This is a genomic window from Duncaniella sp. (assembly GCF_029056165.1).
Classification (GTDB): Bacteria; Bacteroidota; Bacteroidia; order Bacteroidales; family Muribaculaceae; genus Duncaniella.
Genome location: NZ_JAIDBW010000035.1, coordinates 35,125 through 51,703 on the forward strand (window position 1 = coordinate 35,125; position 16,579 = coordinate 51,703).

18 protein-coding genes are annotated in these 16,579 nt (G+C 52.9%); 2 read left to right on the forward strand and 16 right to left on the reverse strand.

Going from position 1 to position 16,579, the window contains the following annotated elements; translation table 11 throughout:
• Window positions 1-5: 5 nt before the first annotated feature.
• From nuoK to K2G41_RS07655, 16 genes are all read right to left on the reverse strand, one after another.
• On the reverse strand, window positions 6-317 hold the full coding sequence (gene nuoK / locus K2G41_RS07580; RefSeq protein ID WP_300116956.1) for an NADH-quinone oxidoreductase subunit NuoK: 312 nt from the start codon (window positions 315-317) through the stop codon (window positions 6-8).
• Between the two features lie 14 nt (window positions 318-331).
• Window positions 332-847 carry an NADH-quinone oxidoreductase subunit J gene (locus K2G41_RS07585; protein ID WP_300116958.1) on the reverse strand — a complete coding sequence of 172 codons (516 nt, stop codon included), beginning with the start codon at window positions 845-847 and terminating at the stop codon, window positions 332-334.
• 26 nt (window positions 848-873) lie between these two features.
• Window positions 874-1,623 carry a 4Fe-4S dicluster domain-containing protein gene (locus K2G41_RS07590; RefSeq protein ID WP_300116960.1) on the reverse strand — a complete coding sequence of 250 codons (750 nt, stop codon included), beginning with the start codon at window positions 1,621-1,623 and terminating at the stop codon, window positions 874-876.
• A gap of 59 nt (window positions 1,624-1,682) precedes the next feature.
• Window positions 1,683-2,570 (reverse strand): ATP synthase F1 subunit gamma, encoded by an 888-nt coding sequence (gene atpG / locus K2G41_RS07595; protein WP_300116961.1) that lies wholly within the window; start codon window positions 2,568-2,570, stop codon window positions 1,683-1,685.
• 98 nt (window positions 2,571-2,668) lie between these two features.
• The gene (gene atpA / locus K2G41_RS07600) at window positions 2,669-4,240 is read right to left on the reverse strand and encodes a F0F1 ATP synthase subunit alpha (RefSeq protein ID WP_300116963.1); all 1,572 of its coding nucleotides are present in this window, start codon (window positions 4,238-4,240) and stop codon (window positions 2,669-2,671) included.
• A gap of 22 nt (window positions 4,241-4,262) precedes the next feature.
• Window positions 4,263-4,808, reverse strand: a complete 546-nt coding sequence (locus tag K2G41_RS07605; RefSeq protein WP_300116965.1) for a F0F1 ATP synthase subunit delta — start codon at window positions 4,806-4,808, stop codon at window positions 4,263-4,265.
• A gap of 146 nt (window positions 4,809-4,954) precedes the next feature.
• Window positions 4,955-5,452 carry a F0F1 ATP synthase subunit B gene (gene atpF / locus K2G41_RS07610; protein WP_300116967.1) on the reverse strand — a complete coding sequence of 166 codons (498 nt, stop codon included), beginning with the start codon at window positions 5,450-5,452 and terminating at the stop codon, window positions 4,955-4,957.
• A 24-nt stretch (window positions 5,453-5,476) separates the two neighbouring features.
• Window positions 5,477-5,728, reverse strand: a complete 252-nt coding sequence (atpE, locus tag K2G41_RS07615) for an ATP synthase F0 subunit C (RefSeq protein ID WP_162496197.1) — start codon at window positions 5,726-5,728, stop codon at window positions 5,477-5,479.
• Between the two features lie 39 nt (window positions 5,729-5,767).
• Window positions 5,768-6,937, reverse strand: coding sequence for a F0F1 ATP synthase subunit A (gene atpB, locus K2G41_RS07620; protein ID WP_300117145.1), 1,170 nt, complete (start codon window positions 6,935-6,937; stop codon window positions 5,768-5,770).
• A gap of 7 nt (window positions 6,938-6,944) precedes the next feature.
• Window positions 6,945-7,181: an ATP synthase F1 subunit epsilon gene (gene atpC / locus K2G41_RS07625; RefSeq protein ID WP_300116969.1), complete on the reverse strand. Its 237-nt coding sequence runs from the start codon at window positions 7,179-7,181 to the stop codon at window positions 6,945-6,947.
• A gap of 59 nt (window positions 7,182-7,240) precedes the next feature.
• Window positions 7,241-8,746: a F0F1 ATP synthase subunit beta gene (gene atpD, locus K2G41_RS07630; protein WP_300117147.1), complete on the reverse strand. Its 1,506-nt coding sequence runs from the start codon at window positions 8,744-8,746 to the stop codon at window positions 7,241-7,243.
• 80 nt (window positions 8,747-8,826) lie between these two features.
• Complete coding sequence (nuoH, locus tag K2G41_RS07635) at window positions 8,827-9,903, reverse strand: NADH-quinone oxidoreductase subunit NuoH (RefSeq protein ID WP_300116971.1); 1,077 nt, start codon at window positions 9,901-9,903, stop codon at window positions 8,827-8,829.
• An 84-nt stretch (window positions 9,904-9,987) separates the two neighbouring features.
• The gene (locus K2G41_RS07640; RefSeq protein WP_300116972.1) at window positions 9,988-11,622 is read right to left on the reverse strand and encodes an NADH-quinone oxidoreductase subunit C; all 1,635 of its coding nucleotides are present in this window, start codon (window positions 11,620-11,622) and stop codon (window positions 9,988-9,990) included.
• A 66-nt stretch (window positions 11,623-11,688) separates the two neighbouring features.
• On the reverse strand, window positions 11,689-12,297 hold the full coding sequence (locus K2G41_RS07645) for an NADH-quinone oxidoreductase subunit B (protein WP_300116974.1): 609 nt from the start codon (window positions 12,295-12,297) through the stop codon (window positions 11,689-11,691).
• Window positions 12,288-12,641: an NADH-quinone oxidoreductase subunit A gene (locus K2G41_RS07650; protein WP_289288125.1), complete on the reverse strand. Its 354-nt coding sequence runs from the start codon at window positions 12,639-12,641 to the stop codon at window positions 12,288-12,290. The genes K2G41_RS07645 and K2G41_RS07650 overlap by 10 nt, the downstream gene beginning before the upstream one ends.
• 675 nt (window positions 12,642-13,316) lie before the next feature.
• Window positions 13,317-13,865, reverse strand: coding sequence for an outer membrane beta-barrel protein (locus tag K2G41_RS07655; protein WP_300116976.1), 549 nt, complete (start codon window positions 13,863-13,865; stop codon window positions 13,317-13,319).
• 248 nt (window positions 13,866-14,113) lie between these two features.
• Here K2G41_RS07655 and bioA point away from each other — a divergent pair, with 248 nt between their 5' ends.
• The gene (gene bioA / locus K2G41_RS07660) at window positions 14,114-15,433 is read left to right on the forward strand and encodes an adenosylmethionine--8-amino-7-oxononanoate transaminase (RefSeq protein ID WP_300116978.1); all 1,320 of its coding nucleotides are present in this window, start codon (window positions 14,114-14,116) and stop codon (window positions 15,431-15,433) included.
• Window positions 15,421-16,566: an 8-amino-7-oxononanoate synthase gene (locus tag K2G41_RS07665; protein ID WP_300116979.1), complete on the forward strand. Its 1,146-nt coding sequence runs from the start codon at window positions 15,421-15,423 to the stop codon at window positions 16,564-16,566. Before bioA ends, K2G41_RS07665 begins: the two co-directional genes overlap by 13 nt.
• The last annotated feature ends 13 nt before the right edge of the window (window positions 16,567-16,579 follow it).

Sequence of the window (16,579 nt, forward strand, 5' to 3'; positions counted from 1 at the left end):
CGTGATTAATTTTTCATTTTTGTTGCGTCACGAACGTCAATATTTTTGCTGACCCTGAAGAGGTTGACGATGATAGCGATGGCGAGCGCGGTCTCGGCGGCGGCAATAGCGATGCCGAAGAGAGTGAACATCCATCCTTCCATCGATGTGGGGAAAAGATAGCGGTTGAAAACCACGAAGTTGATATCGACCCCGTTGAGCATAAGCTCAAGGGAGATAAGCATGGCGATCATGTTGCGGCGTGTCAGGAAGCCATAGACGCCACAGCAGAACATCACGAGGGCCGGGACGAGATACCAGATCAATGTAATATCCATGATGATAGTTGTGATTAGCGTTTACGGGCGATTACTACGCCACCGATTATACATGCGAGTAACAACACACTGACAGCCTCGAAGGGAAGGAGATACTGCTCATAGCCCGTACCCAGCATTGCCTGACCGATGCGCTGCATGGTCGGATTGGCCATTGCGGGGAGCGATGTGAAGAGGTCGGCGCAACGTGAGCAGAGAGCCCAACCGCATGCTCCGGCAGTAGCCACCGCACCGATGATGCCGAGGATTTCTTTCCTTGAGGTTAACTGCTGACTGTTGTCACCGGGGTGAGTCGTGAGCAGGATCGCAAACACGAAGAGGACCACAATACCGCCGGCATAGACAGCAATCTGCACAGCGCCGAGAAACTCATAGTCAAGCTTGAAATAAAGGGCGGCAGTGGCAAAGAGCACGAATAGCAGATATGTGGCCGCACGCAGGATCTTGCGCGTGGTGACAGTCAGTACCGAGAAGATGACAATCGCAAGCGCGATTATCCAGTAACAAATTGTACTTCCTACTGATTCCATATACTGTGATAGTAATTAATTTAGAGTTAGTTGGCGTCGGGAGTCTTACCGGCCTCACGCTGAGCCTTGAGGGCAGCAGCTTTTTCGAGTGCTGCACGGATCTTGGCTTCCTTCACCGGATCGCCGGCTGCGGCTGCGAGAGCCTTGGCAGCGGCATCATTCGGTTCAGCGGCCTTAGGGGCGGGAGCGGCTTCTGCAGCTTTCGAAGCGGCTCCGGCTGCAGCGGCCTTCTTAGCCTCGGCAGCTGCCTTGGCGGCTGCGATCTTGGCCTCCTTCTCGGCCTTCATGCGGGCAATTTCCTCAGGAGTGGGTTGCGGCTCCTCCTTTTCAGGAAGATAGTTGAGTTTCTTGACGAGTTTGCTGCGCGTGAAGACTGCCTGCTCGAAATCGTTGCTGAATTCGAGTGCGTCCGTCGGACAGTTCGTGACACAAAGCTGACAGAACGTACAGCTTCCGAGGTCATACATGTACTTGTCAAGTTTCTTTTTTTTCTTGCCGTCCCAAGTCTCGACAGTCTTTATGTCAAGGTTGATAGTAGAGTTGGGACATACGCGCTCACAAGTTCCGCAGGCGATACACTTGTGGTTGCCCTGATCGTCATACTTGAGAGTCAGGACAGCCCTGAAGCGGTCGGCAACGGGGAGATTGTCGCGGTTGTCAGGATACTCTTCAGTGATTTTGGGGGTGACAAATTCCTTACCGGTCACTTGCATACCTTTAAGAAGGCTTGCAATGCCGGAGCCAAGATTTGAGAAATACTCTTTTACACTTCCCATGTCGGTTTATTATCTGTTGTGCTATATAAATTCGTAGATTTGACTTTGCGTGGACGGTATCAATCGTTTTTGATCTGACCGCCGACGATGTCGAGAAGTTCGGTCGTGATACTCTGCTGTCGCAGTTTGTTGAACTCCAGCTGGAGTTGCTCAAGGAGTTTTTTGGCATTGTCGTTCGCACTCTGCATGGCCATTATTCGGGCGGCCTGCTCTGAAGCACGGTTCTCGGTGAAAACTTCCTGCACCACGGCGAGGAGGAACATCGGGAGAACTGAAACGAAGATCGTGGCCGCGTCAGGCTCGAAGATATACGGACGGCAGATGGCCTTGACATCTTCGTTCTTGAAAGCATCGGAGCTGACGGGCAGGAGCTGGTCACATTTGGGACGCTGCCGGCTCACTGACTGGAAATTCATGTAGAGGAGGTCGATACGGTCAAAGTCAGCCGCGAGGAAGCGGTCTTCCAGACGGCGGGTGAAAGCTTTGACAGCATCACCGGAGGATTTGGAATCCACATCGGCCTGCTGCTCAACACTCACTCCGGGGAGAGCCATGCGCGAAGTGGCCTTGGCCATTTTTGATCCTACGGGGATAACGGCTATCTTCACATTCTCGCCGAAACGCTCCCGATAGGAACGGACGGTGGCAAGGAGCTCCTTGAAGATATTGATATTGTAAGCACCGCAAAGGCCGTCATCCGAACCAAAGACCACGACGGCTATCGACTTCACTTCGCGTTCCTCTGTGAGGGGGGAAGAGAACTCGGCATCAGCCGAAAGAAGATTGCCGATGATATTCTCGATCTGCTGACGGAATGGAAGAAGGCGACGCAGATCCGACTCGGCGCGGTGCATTTTGGCCGAGGAGATCATCTTCATAGCTCCGGTGATTTTCTCACTGGAAGCTACTGAGCCGATTCGTCCTTTAAGTTCACGAAGTGTAGCCATGATTGAGGTAAATGACTGTCAGTGATTTGATTCGTTTATTCTGTTCGGAGTTGCGACGCACTTCCGCTGCGGAAGTGCGTCCAGCTCTCCATGATTTCTTATTTATATGATCCTGAGATCTGTGTGGCGGCCTCTGAGAGTTTGGCAGCGACGTCGTCATCAAGCTTTCCGGCACGGATGGAATCCATGACTTCAGGATACTTGGTGTTGACGAGCTGGAGGAAGTTCTTTTCAAACTCAGCCACCTTATCGAGGGGCACATTCTCAAGCAGACCCTTGGTACCGCAGAAGATCACGGCAACCTCGTCCTCGACCTTCATCGGTGAGTACTGCGGCTGGATGAGAAGGCGTTCGTTCTTACGGCCTTTATCAATTGTGCGTGCGGTCACGGGGTCGATATCGCCACCGAACTTGGTGAATGATTCAAGCTCGCGGAACTGTGCCTGATCAATCTTGAGTGTACCGGCCACTTTCTTCATCGACTTGATCTGTGCATTACCACCCACACGGGATACGGAGATACCTACGTTGATGGCAGGACGGATACCGCGGTTGAAGAGTGCGGTCTCAAGGAAGATCTGACCGTCGGTGATTGAGATTACGTTTGTGGGGATGTAGGCCGACACGTCACCTGCCTGAGTCTCGATGATTGGGAGCGCGGTGAGCGAACCGCCGCCTTTCACCTTGCCTTTGAGCGAGGCGGGAAGGTCGTTCATGTTCTCGGCCACCTGCTGGTTGTCGATAATCTTTGCCGCACGTTCGAGCAGACGGCTGTGGAGATAGAAAATATCGCCGGGGTATGCCTCACGGCCGGAAGGACGCTTGAGCACGAGCGAGATCTCGCGATAAGCGACAGCCTGCTTCGAGAGATCATCATAGACGATGAGGGCGTCGCGGCCGGTGTCACGGATGAATTCGCCGATCGCTACTCCTGCAAAGGGTGCGTAGTAACGCATCGAAGCTGAGTCGGCTGCAGTAGCCGCTACGACGACTGTATAGTCAAGCGCACCGTGCTGACGGAGGGTCTCCACGATGGCTGCCACTGATGAAGCCTTCTGGCCGATGGCCACATAGATGCAATAAACGGGCTTGCCGGCTTCAAAATTGGCCCGCTGATTGATGATGGTATCGATGGCGATGGCAGTCTTGCCGATCTGACGGTCACCGATGATGAGCTCACGCTGACCACGACCTATGGGCACCATTGAATCGACTGCCTTGAGACCGGTCTGCAGAGGCTGCTTGACCGGCTGACGGAAGATCACGCCCGGAGCCTTACGCTCAAGAGGCATGTGGAGGAGTTCGCCCTGAATGGGACCGCGACCGTCGATGGGTTCGCCGAGTACGTTTATGACGCGTCCGAAAACACCGTCGCCCACTTTGATCGAGGCGATCTCGCCAGTGCGCTTAACGGTCATGTTTTCAGTCACGGTATTTACATTATTGAGCAGGATGACACCCACATTACTCTCCTCAAGGTTGAGGGCCACACCTTTCACTCCGTTTTCAAATTCAACAAGCTCGTTGGCGCAGACATTGTCGAGGCCATAGACACGGGCCACACCGTCGCCGACTTCGAGGACAACTCCGGTTTCCTCAAATGAGACCTTGGAGTTGATATTCTCCAGCTGCTGTTTTAATACCTGAGAAATCTCGCTTGGATTAATCATTGTTATATCTGGGTGAAAATGGTTAGTTGCTTAAAAGTTTAATACGCAATTGTTTGAGTTCATCAGCGACAGAAGCGTCAAGCTTCTCGTTGTCAATCGTCACTGTGAAGCCACCGATGAGATCGGGATCGACGCGATGGTGATATTCCATCGTGCCGCCGTTGAGATGACGCTCGATGAGCGATTTCAGACGATCCTCCTCAGCTGCACCCATTGGAGCGGCCGATGTGACGGTCACAAGGTAGATGTGGTGCTCGCTACGATATATTTTCATGTAGGCAAGAGCTATGTCGCGCGCAGCGTCGAGGCGATTGTTCTCGGCCAGAAGCTGGAGGAAACGAGCATAGACTTCATCCTTATCCGATGCGCCGGCGGCAGTGGTGAGAAGTTTCACCTTGTCGGGCGCGGGGATAAAAGGATTGGCCACGGCCTGCTGGAGCGAGGGCTCGGTGACAAAGGAGCTTTCAAGCCCGTGCATAAGCTCATAAATGCGGGCATCAGCACCCTTTTCAGAGGCGAACTCGAAAAGGGCCTTCGCGTAGCGGCTGGGGATGAGACCTTGGTTCATTGCGTGGAGATGAGAGCCTTAGAGGATGAGTAAATCTTTGATAGAGTTAATTATAGTCAGGGGCCGGGAGTCGGAGACCTGTAATCCGGAGTCGGGAGTACCGGTGTCGTTACACAATGTGTCCGACACCGGTGTTCCCCGCGACATCAGTTCTGTTTTTCCATCTCGTCGAGCAGGGAGCTGACGAGCTGTTCCTGAGCTTTCTCGTCCTTCATCTGATTGCGCACGACTTTCTGTGCGATATCGAGAGCGAATGATGAGACTTCGTTGCGGAACTGCTGCTCGGCTTGTTTGCGTTCCTGTTCGATAGACACTTTAGCTGCGTCCATCACCTTCTTTGCCTCTGACTGTGCTGCAGAGCGGGCTTCCTCGATGATCTGAGTCTTCATCTTGTCGGCCTCACGCAGCATGTCGGCCTGCTGGCGACGTGCGTCGGCTATGTATTTATCCGCCTCTTCGCGGGCATGGTCAAGCTGTTGTTTGGCATTTTGAGCATACTCCACACCTTTGTCGATGAGGTCGGCTCGGTCAGACACCCCTTTCATGATCACCGGCCAGCCCCACTTCCAGAGAACGAAGAAGAGGATGGCGAATGACACGAACATCCAGAATACCAGACCGAAATCAGGCGTGAAAAGTTCCATACTTTCAAATAGTTGAAGGTTGGATTAGCCCACAAACATTGCGAGGATACAAACGATGACAGCAAAGAGAGCCACACCTTCGATAAGGGCGGCGATTACGATCATGTTACTGCGGATATCGCCGGTTGATTCGGGCTGACGGGCAATTGCTTCCATGGCTGAGCCACCGATCTTACCGATACCGATACCGGCACCAATTGCTGCGATTGCTGCACCGATACATACGCCGATGCCGAGTGTTCCTTCGATAGCTGCTAAAATCATTGCTAACATAATTGCGGGAGATTTAATGGTTTATTTTGATAGTTTTTTAAGTTATGCGGGATTTGTTGCCGGAGTCTTATCCGTCACGGCGGGAGTTTCTGAGGCCGAATGGCTGTCATCTTTCTTATGCTCGCCATGACCGTCCTCCTGCCCGAGGGCAATGAAGAGGGTGGAGAGCATGGTGAACACGTATGCCTGAATGAAGCTCACGAGGACGTCGATCAGAAGCATGAACACCGAGAAAATAATGCTGACCACGGCTGTCGCCCCTGTAACAGCAGGGCCCATGATTGCAAAAATAAAGATAAGGAGGGTCAGAACTATGACGATCATGTGACCACCCATCATATTCGCAAACAGACGGACCGTAAGCGCAGCCGGTTTGGTGAAAATACCGAAGACCTCGATGAGAGGCATGATGGGGATGGGCCATTTGAGCCACCAAGGCACATCCGGATTAAAGATTTCCTTCCAATAATGCTTCGTGGCGAATATATTGGTGATAAGGAAAGTGAGTATCGCAAGTACGAGAGTCACCGCGATGTTGCCGGTGAGGTTCGCACCTCCGGGGAACACGACGATGAGTCCGAGAAGGTTCATCACAAGGATGAAGAAGAACACAGTCAGCAGATATGGTGCAAATTTGTTGGCTTTATCCTTGAGGGTAGGTTTGATGACTCCGTCATAGATAAAGAGAATCAGAAATTCAATAGCACCGGTCATCTTACGCGGGCCTTTCATGCCCTGAGTGCGATGCCACTTGGCCACAGACAGGATACACCAGATGACGACGAGGACGGAGATGAAGAGTCCGCAGACATTCTTAGTGATGGAGATATCGACGACAGGCTTCACTTCATTACCATCAATGATCTCTACGACCTTACCCTTATAGGGGCTCTCCTTGCCTGCAACCTTGAACTCGGCATTGCCGTCACGATAGACAGCTCCATGCTCGACGCGCGATGAGGAGAATACATGCAGACCGTCAGATCCCCATACGATGATGGGGAGCGGAATTGACTTATGGTGATTGAAGGGCATCTCCCAACCATAACGGTCACCGAGGTGCTCGAAGATAATACCTTGAGCATCCACCTTGCCGCTGCCGTCCTCCTTAGCATCAGCCGCATGATCAGTTTCGGCAGACGCCACGACGGGGAGCAGAAGGGCTATGACAGCCAAGATAAGAGTCGTGAATATGTTTCTTTTCATCGTCACCATAGAGTTAGTAAATGCAGACCGACACAATATTTGAATCGACATCGACGATTCCGCCTTCAACGCCAACCTTGTGTTCCTCACCGTCGGCGGCAGTGTAGCGGATGTCGCCGGGAGTAAGGGTTGAGATCAGGGCTGCGTGGCCGGGGAGAACGGTGAAAGCACCCATTGCACCGGGAAGATGCACGACTTTTACTTCACCCTGAAAGACTATGTCTTCGGCCGATATGATTTTGAGTGTCATTTCTGTGTCTGCTGATGAGTGTGAGAGACTTTATTTGGAATTCTGAGAGACCTGACGAATTATTTCACTACCTCGGCAAGGAGTTTCTTACCCTTGGCAATAGCGTCGTCAATAGTACCGACATTGAGGAACGCCTGTTCGGGATACTCGTCCATTTCGCCGGAAAGGATCATCTTGAAGCCTCGGATAGTCTCGCTGAGGGGCACCATCACACCGGGGAGACCGGTGAACTGCTCCGCTACATGGAAAGGCTGCGAGAGGAAACGCTGTGCACGGCGAGCACGGGCAACGACGAGTTTGTCCTCGTCGGAAAGCTCATCGACACCGAGGATGGCGATGATATCCTGAAGCTCGTTGTACTTCTGGAGGAGCTGCTTGACAGCCTGAGCGGTATTGTAGTGATCCTCACCGATAATGTTGGGATCGAGGATACGCGATGTTGATTCAAGGGGATCGACGGCAGGATAGATACCGAGCTCGGAGATCTTACGCGAAAGCACGGTAGTGGCGTCGAGGAAGCTGAAGGTCGTTGCAGGAGCGGGGTCGGTCAAGTCATCCGCAGGCACATAGATAGCCTGTACGGAAGTGATCGAACCGTTCTTGGTCGAAGTGATTCGTTCCTGAAGCGCACCCATCTCGGAAGCGAGTGTAGGCTGATAACCCACGGCCGAAGGCATACGGCCGAGAAGAGCCGACACCTCAGAACCGGCCTGAGTGAAACGGAAGATGTTGTCGATAAAGAGAAGGATGTCCTTACCGCCGCCATCCTGATCACGGAACTGCTCGGCAACCGTCAGACCTGAAAGAGCCACACGCAGACGTGCGCCCGGGGGTTCGTTCATCTGGCCGAACACGAGGGTGGCCTGTGACTGTGCCACTTGGTCCATATCTACGTCGGCAAGATTCCATTCGCCTTTTTCCATGCCTTCCTCAAACTTCTTGCCATATTTCATGACACCGCTCTCGATCATCTCGCGGAGGAGGTCGTTACCCTCGCGGGTACGCTCACCCACACCGGTGAACACAGAGAAACCGCTGTGACCCTTGGCAATGTTGTTGATAAGCTCCATGATGAGCACGGTCTTTCCTACACCTGCGCCACCGAACAGACCGATCTTACCACCCTTGCTATATGGTTCGAGAAGGTCGATCACCTTGATACCGGTGAAGAGAATCTCCGTACCGATCGTGAGATCCTCAAATTCAGGAGCGGGCTGATGGATCGCACGCAGGTCATCGCGCTTGAGTTCGGGGAGACGGTCGATCGCATCACCGAGCACATTGAGCAGGCGACCCTTCACCTGATCACCCGTAGGCACAGCGATAGGACGCTCAAGGTTATCGACACGCATTCCGCGACGCAGGCCATCGGTACTTTCCATCGAAACACAGCGGACAGTGTCTTCACCAATATGCTGCTCGACTTCGAGGATGGTCTCCGCACCGTTGTCATTGACGACACGGAGGGCGGTATAGATGGGCGGGATGATGTTGTCATCACCTTCGAAAATCACATCGACTACCGGGCCGATGACTTGGGCGATTTTACCGTATTTTTCACTCATCGCGTTTAGATTTTTTGGCATGCAGACCGTTCGACCGGACTACTTGGGGGGATTGGAGTTATAATTTTGAGGAAATTAGCTTAGAGATAGAGCTTATAGGTCACGATAAGAACCATAAGCACGAGGTTGAAGAGGTTGATGGGAAGGAGATACTTCCATTCGAGGGTCAGAAGCTGGTCGATACGCAGACGGGGGAATGTCCACTTGAACCAGATGATGATGAACGAGAGGGCGATAGCCTTGCCGATGAACCAGATGAACGAGGGGATATAGTCCATGATATGGTTGAACGCATCAAGACCGGGGATGTGGAGGGGCATCCAGCCTCCGAAGAAGAGGAGCGCGGCCACACCTGAAACGATGAAGAGGTTGAGATACTCGGCGAGGTAGAAGAAACCGAAGTGGATACCGGAATACTCAGTGTGGTAACCGGCGGTAAGCTCGCTCTCGGCTTCAGGAAGGTCAAACGGGCCACGGTTGGTCTCGGCCGTACCTGCGATCATGAAGATGACAAAGGCAATTATGGCAGGGATATGGCCTGAGAAGATGAACCAGAGATGATTCTGGGCTTCAACGATACCGCCGACTGACATCGTTCCGGCCATGACGACCATGGTAACGACGCAGAGACCCATCGAAAGTTCGTAGCTGATCATCTGGGCACCTGAACGGAGCGCACCGATAAGGGTGAACTTATTGTTGGATGACCATCCGGCCAACAGGATACCGAGCACGCCGATGGACGATACGGCAAGCAGGAAGAAGATGCCGACATTGAAGTCGATGATCTGAAGGCCGTTGCCCCACGGAAGCACCGCAAACGCGAGCATCGAGGCAATGATGACGAGATAAGGCGCGAGGGCGAAGAGGAATTTGTCGATATGGTTCAGTGAGATAAGCTCCTTGATGAGAATCTTGAACATATCGGCGATACTCTGCATCAAGCCCCAAGGGCCTACACGGTTAGGGCCGAGACGACACTGGAAGTAGGCACATACTTTACGCTCGAAGAGGATATAGAACAGTGCGAGCACTGCATAGAGCAGCAGCAGGCCGACTCCGATGAGCAGACACTCGAAAGTGACTGCCGCCCATTCAGGGATATATCCGGTGAGGAAGGAGTGAAGCCATGCGGTTCCGACTGATAGGTCTTGCATAATGTCTATTGAAATTACTTTTTATTCTCTCTGTGTTAGTTCACTCTTGGAAAAAATCCATTGCTTAACGGGGAAATGATCGGCTTAACGGTCAATGTCGGGGACAATGTAGTCAAGCGAACCTCCGATGGTAATGAGGTCGGCGATCTTCTGGCCTTCAGTAATGTGGTCAACCACGGCCGCGGCAGGAAGACACGGCGGCGCGATCTTCAGACGGTAAGGATTGACAGTGCCGTCGCTTTCGAGATAGATACCGAATGTGCCGCGACAGCCTTCCACCATCTTGAACCAGTGGCCTACGGGGAGCTTCAGCACCTTGGGAACCTTGACGCAATACTCGCCTTCAGGAATATTGTCGATGAGCTGCGCGATGATGCGGGCACTCTGTACCATCTCGTCCATGCGGACTTTGAAACGGGCCATCGAGTCACCCTCTTCGCGGATCACCTCGTCAAATTCGAGTTCGGGATAGATGCTGTAGGGGGCACACTTGCGGACGTCGCAAGCCCAGCCTGAACCACGGCCGTTAGGACCGGTTACTGCCCAAGAAATGGCATCGTGACGGCTAAGGACACCGATATTTTCCATACGGTTCTTGGCGATGACGTTACCGGTGAAGATCTTGTTGTATTCCTTGATATTGGCGGGGAGCACGTCAAGAAGAGCATGGACATCCTTCACGAAATCGGGATGGAGATCCTGCATGACACCGCCGATGCAGTCATAGTTGAACGTCATGCGCGCGCCACAGGTCTTCTCCATGATGTCGAGGATCTGCTCGCGGACACGGAGTGTGTAGAAGAGCATGGTGGTCGCACCGAGGTCCATACAGTAAGTACCTATGAACAGACAGTGGGATGCGATACGCGAAAGCTCGTCCATCAGCACACGGATCACCTGCGCACGGCGCGAGATCTGAATGCCGGCTGCCTCCTCGATGAGCATACAGAGGCAGTGGTGATAAGGATGGGCGGAGAAATAGTCGAGACGGTCCATGAAATGGAGAGTCTGCGGATAAGTGAGTCCTTCGCAGATTTTCTCGACACCTCGGTGGATGTAGCCTAAATAGATATCGATTTTCTTGATGATCTCACCGTCGATAGCGGTACGGAAACGGAGCACACCGTGGGTGGCGGGGTGCTGCGGACCGATGTTGACCACGAAATCATCCGGGGCGAAGATGCGGCGTTCGTGCTTTACGACCTTGCCCTCTGCATTTTCGGTCCAGACATCAGTAAAGTCTGTCTGACGTTCGTTCTCGATGGAGACGGGGTTGAGGTTGGGATCATCATTATAGTCCTTGCGCAAGGGATAGCCCTTCCAGTCGATGTTGAGGAACAGGCGGCGCATATCGGGATTATTGATGAAGATAATGCCGAAGTAATCATAGACCTCGCGCTCGAAGATGGTAGCGATGGCCCAGAGGTCATGGATGGAATGAATGAGAGGCATCTCACGGTCGCCGGTAGCCATCACCTTGACTGAAATATGGGTGTTGTAGCGTGTGGATGTGAGATAGTAGATACAGCCCATGCCGTTCTCCTTCCAGTCCATACCGACGATGGTCACGAGGAAGTCAAACGCGAGATCGCTGTCGTCGCGGAGAGTCTTGGCGAAGTCATGCCACTTTGCGTCGGGGACGGTCACCTGCATGATATCGCCATCCTCGATGACGGCCTCAGGCAACACGGTTGAAATCTTTTCCCGGATGTTGGACATAATATATAATAAGGTGTATGAACGTTATTCTTGATTCTGATTCTTTGACGGAGGCGCGGACGAGGATCAATCGTTTACGCCGGGGACGGGATGAGCCTTGAGGAAATCCTCCTGCTTTTCCTGACGGTTGACACCGCCGAAGAACTTCTCGACCTTGATTTTGCGGGAGAGCTGCATGATACCGTAGATCATGGCTTCGGGACGGGGAGGACAGCCGGGGACAAAGACATCCACAGGGACGATATCCTCGATACCCATAGCCACATGGTAGCTCTTCTTGAAAGGACCGCCGGAAATGGCGCAGCTACCGCAGGCAATCACGTATTTGGGTTCGGCAAGCTGATCATAGAGACGGCGGAACACAGGCACCATACGGTGGACAATCGTACCGGCCACCATCATGAAGTCGGCCTGACGGGGCGAGGCGCGGGCAACTTCCCAGCCGAAACGCGCCATGTCATAACGCGCTGCTCCAAGCGACACAAATTCGATGCCGCAACAACTGGTGGCGAAGGTGAGCGGCCAGATAGAGTTGGAACGCCCCCAGTTGATAAGTTTGTCAAGAGAGCCGACGACAACATTGACGCCGCTGTCCTGAAGCTCTTTCACGAGCTTTTCGATGTATTCATTGTCCTTCCATGCCTCATACGGCATGCCTTTGGTGGTTACTTCCATTCAAGAGCTCCTTTCCGCCAGGCATAAACGAGACCCAGCACTATGATTCCAAAAAAGACTGCTATGGCTGTGAGGCCGGAAGTCCCAAGCTCGTGCACACGCACCGCCCAAGGATAGAGAAACACGGTCTCGACGTCAAACATCAGGAAGAGGATGGCAAAAAGATAGTAACCTACCTTGAACTGAGCCATCGACTCGCCACGGGTGGGGATACCGCACTCGTATGCTTCGCCTTTCTGGGGATTGAATGAGCGGGGTGAGATGAGTCCCGCAAGCCAAAGAGCAATAGCCACGAGAGCCACACCTGTCAGGAGGGCTACCACGGCCAAAGTCGCATTTTGAATTGCCAATGCTATCATATAGTGATAAATACTGATTTTGTTTCCAAGAATCTGTGTATCATGGAGTTACAAGCCTTACCGCAGCCGTAATGACGCGGAGGGCACGAAACGCAGTGCAAATATACTGAAATTTTTCCGAAATCACTCAAAAATTTAGCCAACTGTTTTAATAAAATTTAAAATTTGACACACTGCCATTTAGATTACCAAATAATGCCGTTTGCTTCTGCCGGACAGTTACTTTTTCCATCTACCCCTCCATGCTGCCCATTGTCCCATCAAAGGATAGAAAACAACGGATCTGAGACGAGACAATGAGCGCATGTCACATCGTCCGCGACCCAGATCCGACTTCGGCTTTCAGATTTCGGGACGCTGCGTCAAAATCAACTCTGAATTTATCCATTCCGACACAGCCTCCCTACTTGATAAAATTCATACTATGTGTGCAGCAGAAGAATGTTCGGTTAAACGACTTTGCAAAGTGAGTCATTTTTCCGCAGACAGACAGTCATATTCATTCCAAATATTATCAAATTCATCCCTGACATGTCTGCAAACCGCAACAAAAGCAACCGGCCACGAACCCTGACAGGATCGCGGCCGGCAAATTTCATACTTAGCCGGTCAATCATCGACCGGTAATATTACTTTAATCGCCTTTAAGCGGAATAATTGTTAAAAGTGGTAGTAGAAACCAAACATAAGGTCTGTGCTGTCGAGGTTAAGACCCCAGTTCTCAGGAGCACCGTTGCGCTTTGCAGGACGGTTGCCGCTCTGGTAGCCAAGGAAACCGACGTGTGCGACAAGGCTGAATCTCTCGTTAAGATTAAGTGTCACACCGGGACGGAAACCGATCTCATAAGTGACTGCATTGTGGCTGTGAGCACGGCCGATACCGAAACCTACTTCACCATCAACAAAGAGGTCCACCATCTTTGAATGGAAATATGTGGCACGGGCATACGGGTTGATCTGGAAAGTCGTGAGCTTGCTGTCACCTGTCTTGCGGTAATCGACACCGAATTTAGCACCGAGTGCGAAGTTATTGGTAACGTTATAACCGATTTCAGGAAGGACTGCGATCTGGGTGCTCTTGAGGCTTACTCCACTAAGTTCAGTAGTAGTTCTGCCGAGGGTGAGCTGACCACCTGAATACCATTTTGTCTGAGCGGATGCGCCTAAAGTCATAATTGCCATGACTGCCATAAGTAAAAACTTCTTCATAACAGTAGGAGATTTTTAATGTTGTTAGAATATTGATGATTAATTATTTTTCGGGTGTCGGAGTGTTTGATACACTTTCACCTTTATAAACATTCCTTTCTGAAAAAAGTTTAAAAAGTAAAGCGTAATTTAAAAATCGACTTTCCGGTGGAAGGTGGTCCGGCAGCATTATCATTAGACACGCACATAGCATTATGACAAAAAAGGTGTAACTTTGCAGCAAAGTTTTTCATTCCGACTCCAACACAATGCAGCCCGAAATACCAACAGCCCAAGATACAGCCACTGAAAAAACATTCAGTCTTCACGATCCCTTTGACCGTGAGCATCTGTGGCATCCCTACACTTCAACAATCGATCCGCTCCCCACCTACAAGGTTGATTCCGCCGAGGGTGTCAGAATCCGTCTTGCCGACGGACGCGAACTCATCGACGGTATGTCGTCATGGTGGTGCGCGATCCACGGCTACAACCATCCGGAGATAAATGCCGCCGTCGATGCACAGCTGCACAAGATGAGCCACGTGATGTTCGGCGGTCTGACGCATGAACCGGCTATCGAACTCGGCCGGCTTCTTCTGAGCATGGCTCCGCCGTCGATGCACAACATCTTCTATGCCGATTCCGGCTCGGTAGCCGTCGAGGTGGCCATGAAAATGGCCGTGCAGGCATCAGTCTCGCGCTCCGGTAATCACGACAAGACCAACTTCGTCACCATCCGCAGCGGCTACCACGGCGACACGTGGAACGCAATGAGTGTCTGCGACCCCGTCACCGGTATGCACGGAGCATTCGGCCCCGCCCTGCCCATCCGCTACTTCGCCCCTGCGCCTGAAGTGTCGTTTGACGGCAAGTGGGATCCGGCTGACATCGAACCCCTCGCAGAGATCATCCGCGGACATAAGGACGAACTTGCAGCCCTGATCCTCGAACCTATAGTTCAGGGAGCGGGCGGTATGCGCTTCTATCATCCCGAATATCTCCGCGAAGCGCGCCGGCTGTGTGACGAGGCGGGCATATACCTGATATTTGATGAGATCGCCACCGGCTTCTGGCGCACGGGACGCTGCTTTGCATGGGAACACGCCGGAGTCGAACCCGACATCATGTGTATCGGCAAGGGCCTGACCGCCGGCTACATGACCATGAGCGCGGTACTGACCACCCGCGAGGTGGCCGACACTATCTCTCGCGGTGAAGCGGGAGTGATGATGCACGGCCCGACATTCATGGCCAATCCGCTGGCCTGTGCCGTCGCGATTGCATCGCTCTCTCTCATCAACAAGCAGGACATGGGCCGCCGCATAGCCCACATAGAAGCCGTGATCCGACGTTACATCGCCGCAGCCGCGCTTGTGAAGGGGGTAAAAGATGTCAGAGTGCTCGGCGCGATCGGTGTGATCGAGATGGAAGGACCGGTAAATGTCGGAGAGTTTCAGAAACGCTGCGTAGAGCGCGGTATCTGGGTACGGCCGTTCGGACGCAATGTCTATATCATGCCTCCCTACATTATCTCTGACAGCGAGTTGAAATATCTTATCGAAAATATGATCGAGTGCATAAAGTGAACCGCTACAGCGACATACTCGACCGTCTGCACGCGGAGGGAAACTTCCGCGTCATCCCCAGCGAGCTTTCAGCCGGGAGACGTGTGACGGATCTGTCGTCCAACGACTATCTCGGACTTGGCGCGAATCCGGAAATCCAAGCCGAATTCTTCGCCGACGCTTCAAACCGCCTCATCCCGATGACATCCTCGGCCTCCCGTCTGCTCAGCGGACGGCAGAGGGAATATGATGAGCTTGAAAGCCTCCTCACGTCACTCTACGGCCGCCCGTGCCTACTCTTCAACAGCGGTTATCATGCCAACACGGGCATCATGCAGGCCATGGCCGATCCGAAAACCCTCATCGTCGCCGATAAGCTCGTCCACGCCAGCATAATCGACGGCATCACGCTCTCTAAAGCTCCGTTCACCCGCTTCCGCCACAATGATTTCAATCACCTTGAAAGAATACTCGACAAGGAAGCGGCCTCTCACGACCGGGTGCTCATCGTGACCGAGAGCGTATATAGCATGGACGGTGACCGCACTGACATTGAACGACTGGTGGATCTCAAGCGTCACTATCCTAATGCCATGCTCTATGTCGATGAAGCCCACGCCTTCGGTGTCGAAGGTCCGGGTGGCCTCGGCCTCTGCAAAGGGAGCGGGCTGATCGAGGAGATCGACGTGATCGTCGGCACTTTCGGCAAGGCATGTGCCTCGATGGGCGCATTCTGCTGCGTATCACCCCTCATGCGCGACTACCTCATCAACCGTGCGCGCAGTTTCATCTTCTCCACATCCCTCCCGCCCATGACTGTGGCGTGGACGCGATATATGATCGAAACCTTCCTGCCGATGGACAGCGAGCGCGACCGCCTGCGCTCACTCGGCGAGAAGCTTTACGCCCACCTACAGGCCGTCGCCCCCTCGACAGCCATCACGCCGAGCCACATCCAGCCCCTCATCGTAGGGTCGGCGGAAAAAGCCGTGTCGCTCTCCCAAGGACTCCTTGCCGAAGGTTTCAAAGTCCTGCCTATCCGCACACCGACCGTCCCACCGGGCACCGAACGGCTGCGTTTCAGCCTCAGCTCGGCCATAGATCCAGCCGAGATCGACCGCCTCGGCCTGATCCTTTCAAAACTCATGAACTGATCCCCCACCCGCA

What these genes read in the sequence shown, in the direction of transcription:
- atpA (WP_300116963.1), bottom strand. Translation starts at nt 4,240, where the DNA reads ATGATTAATCCAAGCGAGATTTCTCAGGTATTAAAACAGCAGCTGGAG.
- nuoK (WP_300116956.1), bottom strand. Translation starts at nt 317, where the DNA reads ATGGATATTACATTGATCTGGTATCTCGTCCCGGCCCTCGTGATGTTC.
- atpG (WP_300116961.1), bottom strand. Translation starts at nt 2,570, where the DNA reads ATGGCTACACTTCGTGAACTTAAAGGACGAATCGGCTCAGTAGCTTCC.
- K2G41_RS07645 (WP_300116974.1), bottom strand. Translation starts at nt 12,297, where the DNA reads ATGGAAGTAACCACCAAAGGCATGCCGTATGAGGCATGGAAGGACAAT.
- nuoH (WP_300116971.1), bottom strand. Translation starts at nt 9,903, where the DNA reads ATGCAAGACCTATCAGTCGGAACCGCATGGCTTCACTCCTTCCTCACC.
- K2G41_RS07640 (WP_300116972.1), bottom strand. Translation starts at nt 11,622, where the DNA reads ATGTCCAACATCCGGGAAAAGATTTCAACCGTGTTGCCTGAGGCCGTC.
- atpC (WP_300116969.1), bottom strand. Translation starts at nt 7,181, where the DNA reads ATGACACTCAAAATCATATCGGCCGAAGACATAGTCTTTCAGGGTGAA.
- atpF (WP_300116967.1), bottom strand. Translation starts at nt 5,452, where the DNA reads ATGGAACTTTTCACGCCTGATTTCGGTCTGGTATTCTGGATGTTCGTG.
- K2G41_RS07605 (WP_300116965.1), bottom strand. Translation starts at nt 4,808, where the DNA reads ATGAACCAAGGTCTCATCCCCAGCCGCTACGCGAAGGCCCTTTTCGAG.
- K2G41_RS07585 (WP_300116958.1), bottom strand. Translation starts at nt 847, where the DNA reads ATGGAATCAGTAGGAAGTACAATTTGTTACTGGATAATCGCGCTTGCG.
- K2G41_RS07655 (WP_300116976.1), bottom strand. Translation starts at nt 13,865, where the DNA reads ATGAAGAAGTTTTTACTTATGGCAGTCATGGCAATTATGACTTTAGGC.
- atpD (WP_300117147.1), bottom strand. Translation starts at nt 8,746, where the DNA reads ATGAGTGAAAAATACGGTAAAATCGCCCAAGTCATCGGCCCGGTAGTC.
- bioA (WP_300116978.1), top strand. Translation starts at nt 14,114, where the DNA reads ATGCAGCCCGAAATACCAACAGCCCAAGATACAGCCACTGAAAAAACA.
- K2G41_RS07590 (WP_300116960.1), bottom strand. Translation starts at nt 1,623, where the DNA reads ATGGGAAGTGTAAAAGAGTATTTCTCAAATCTTGGCTCCGGCATTGCA.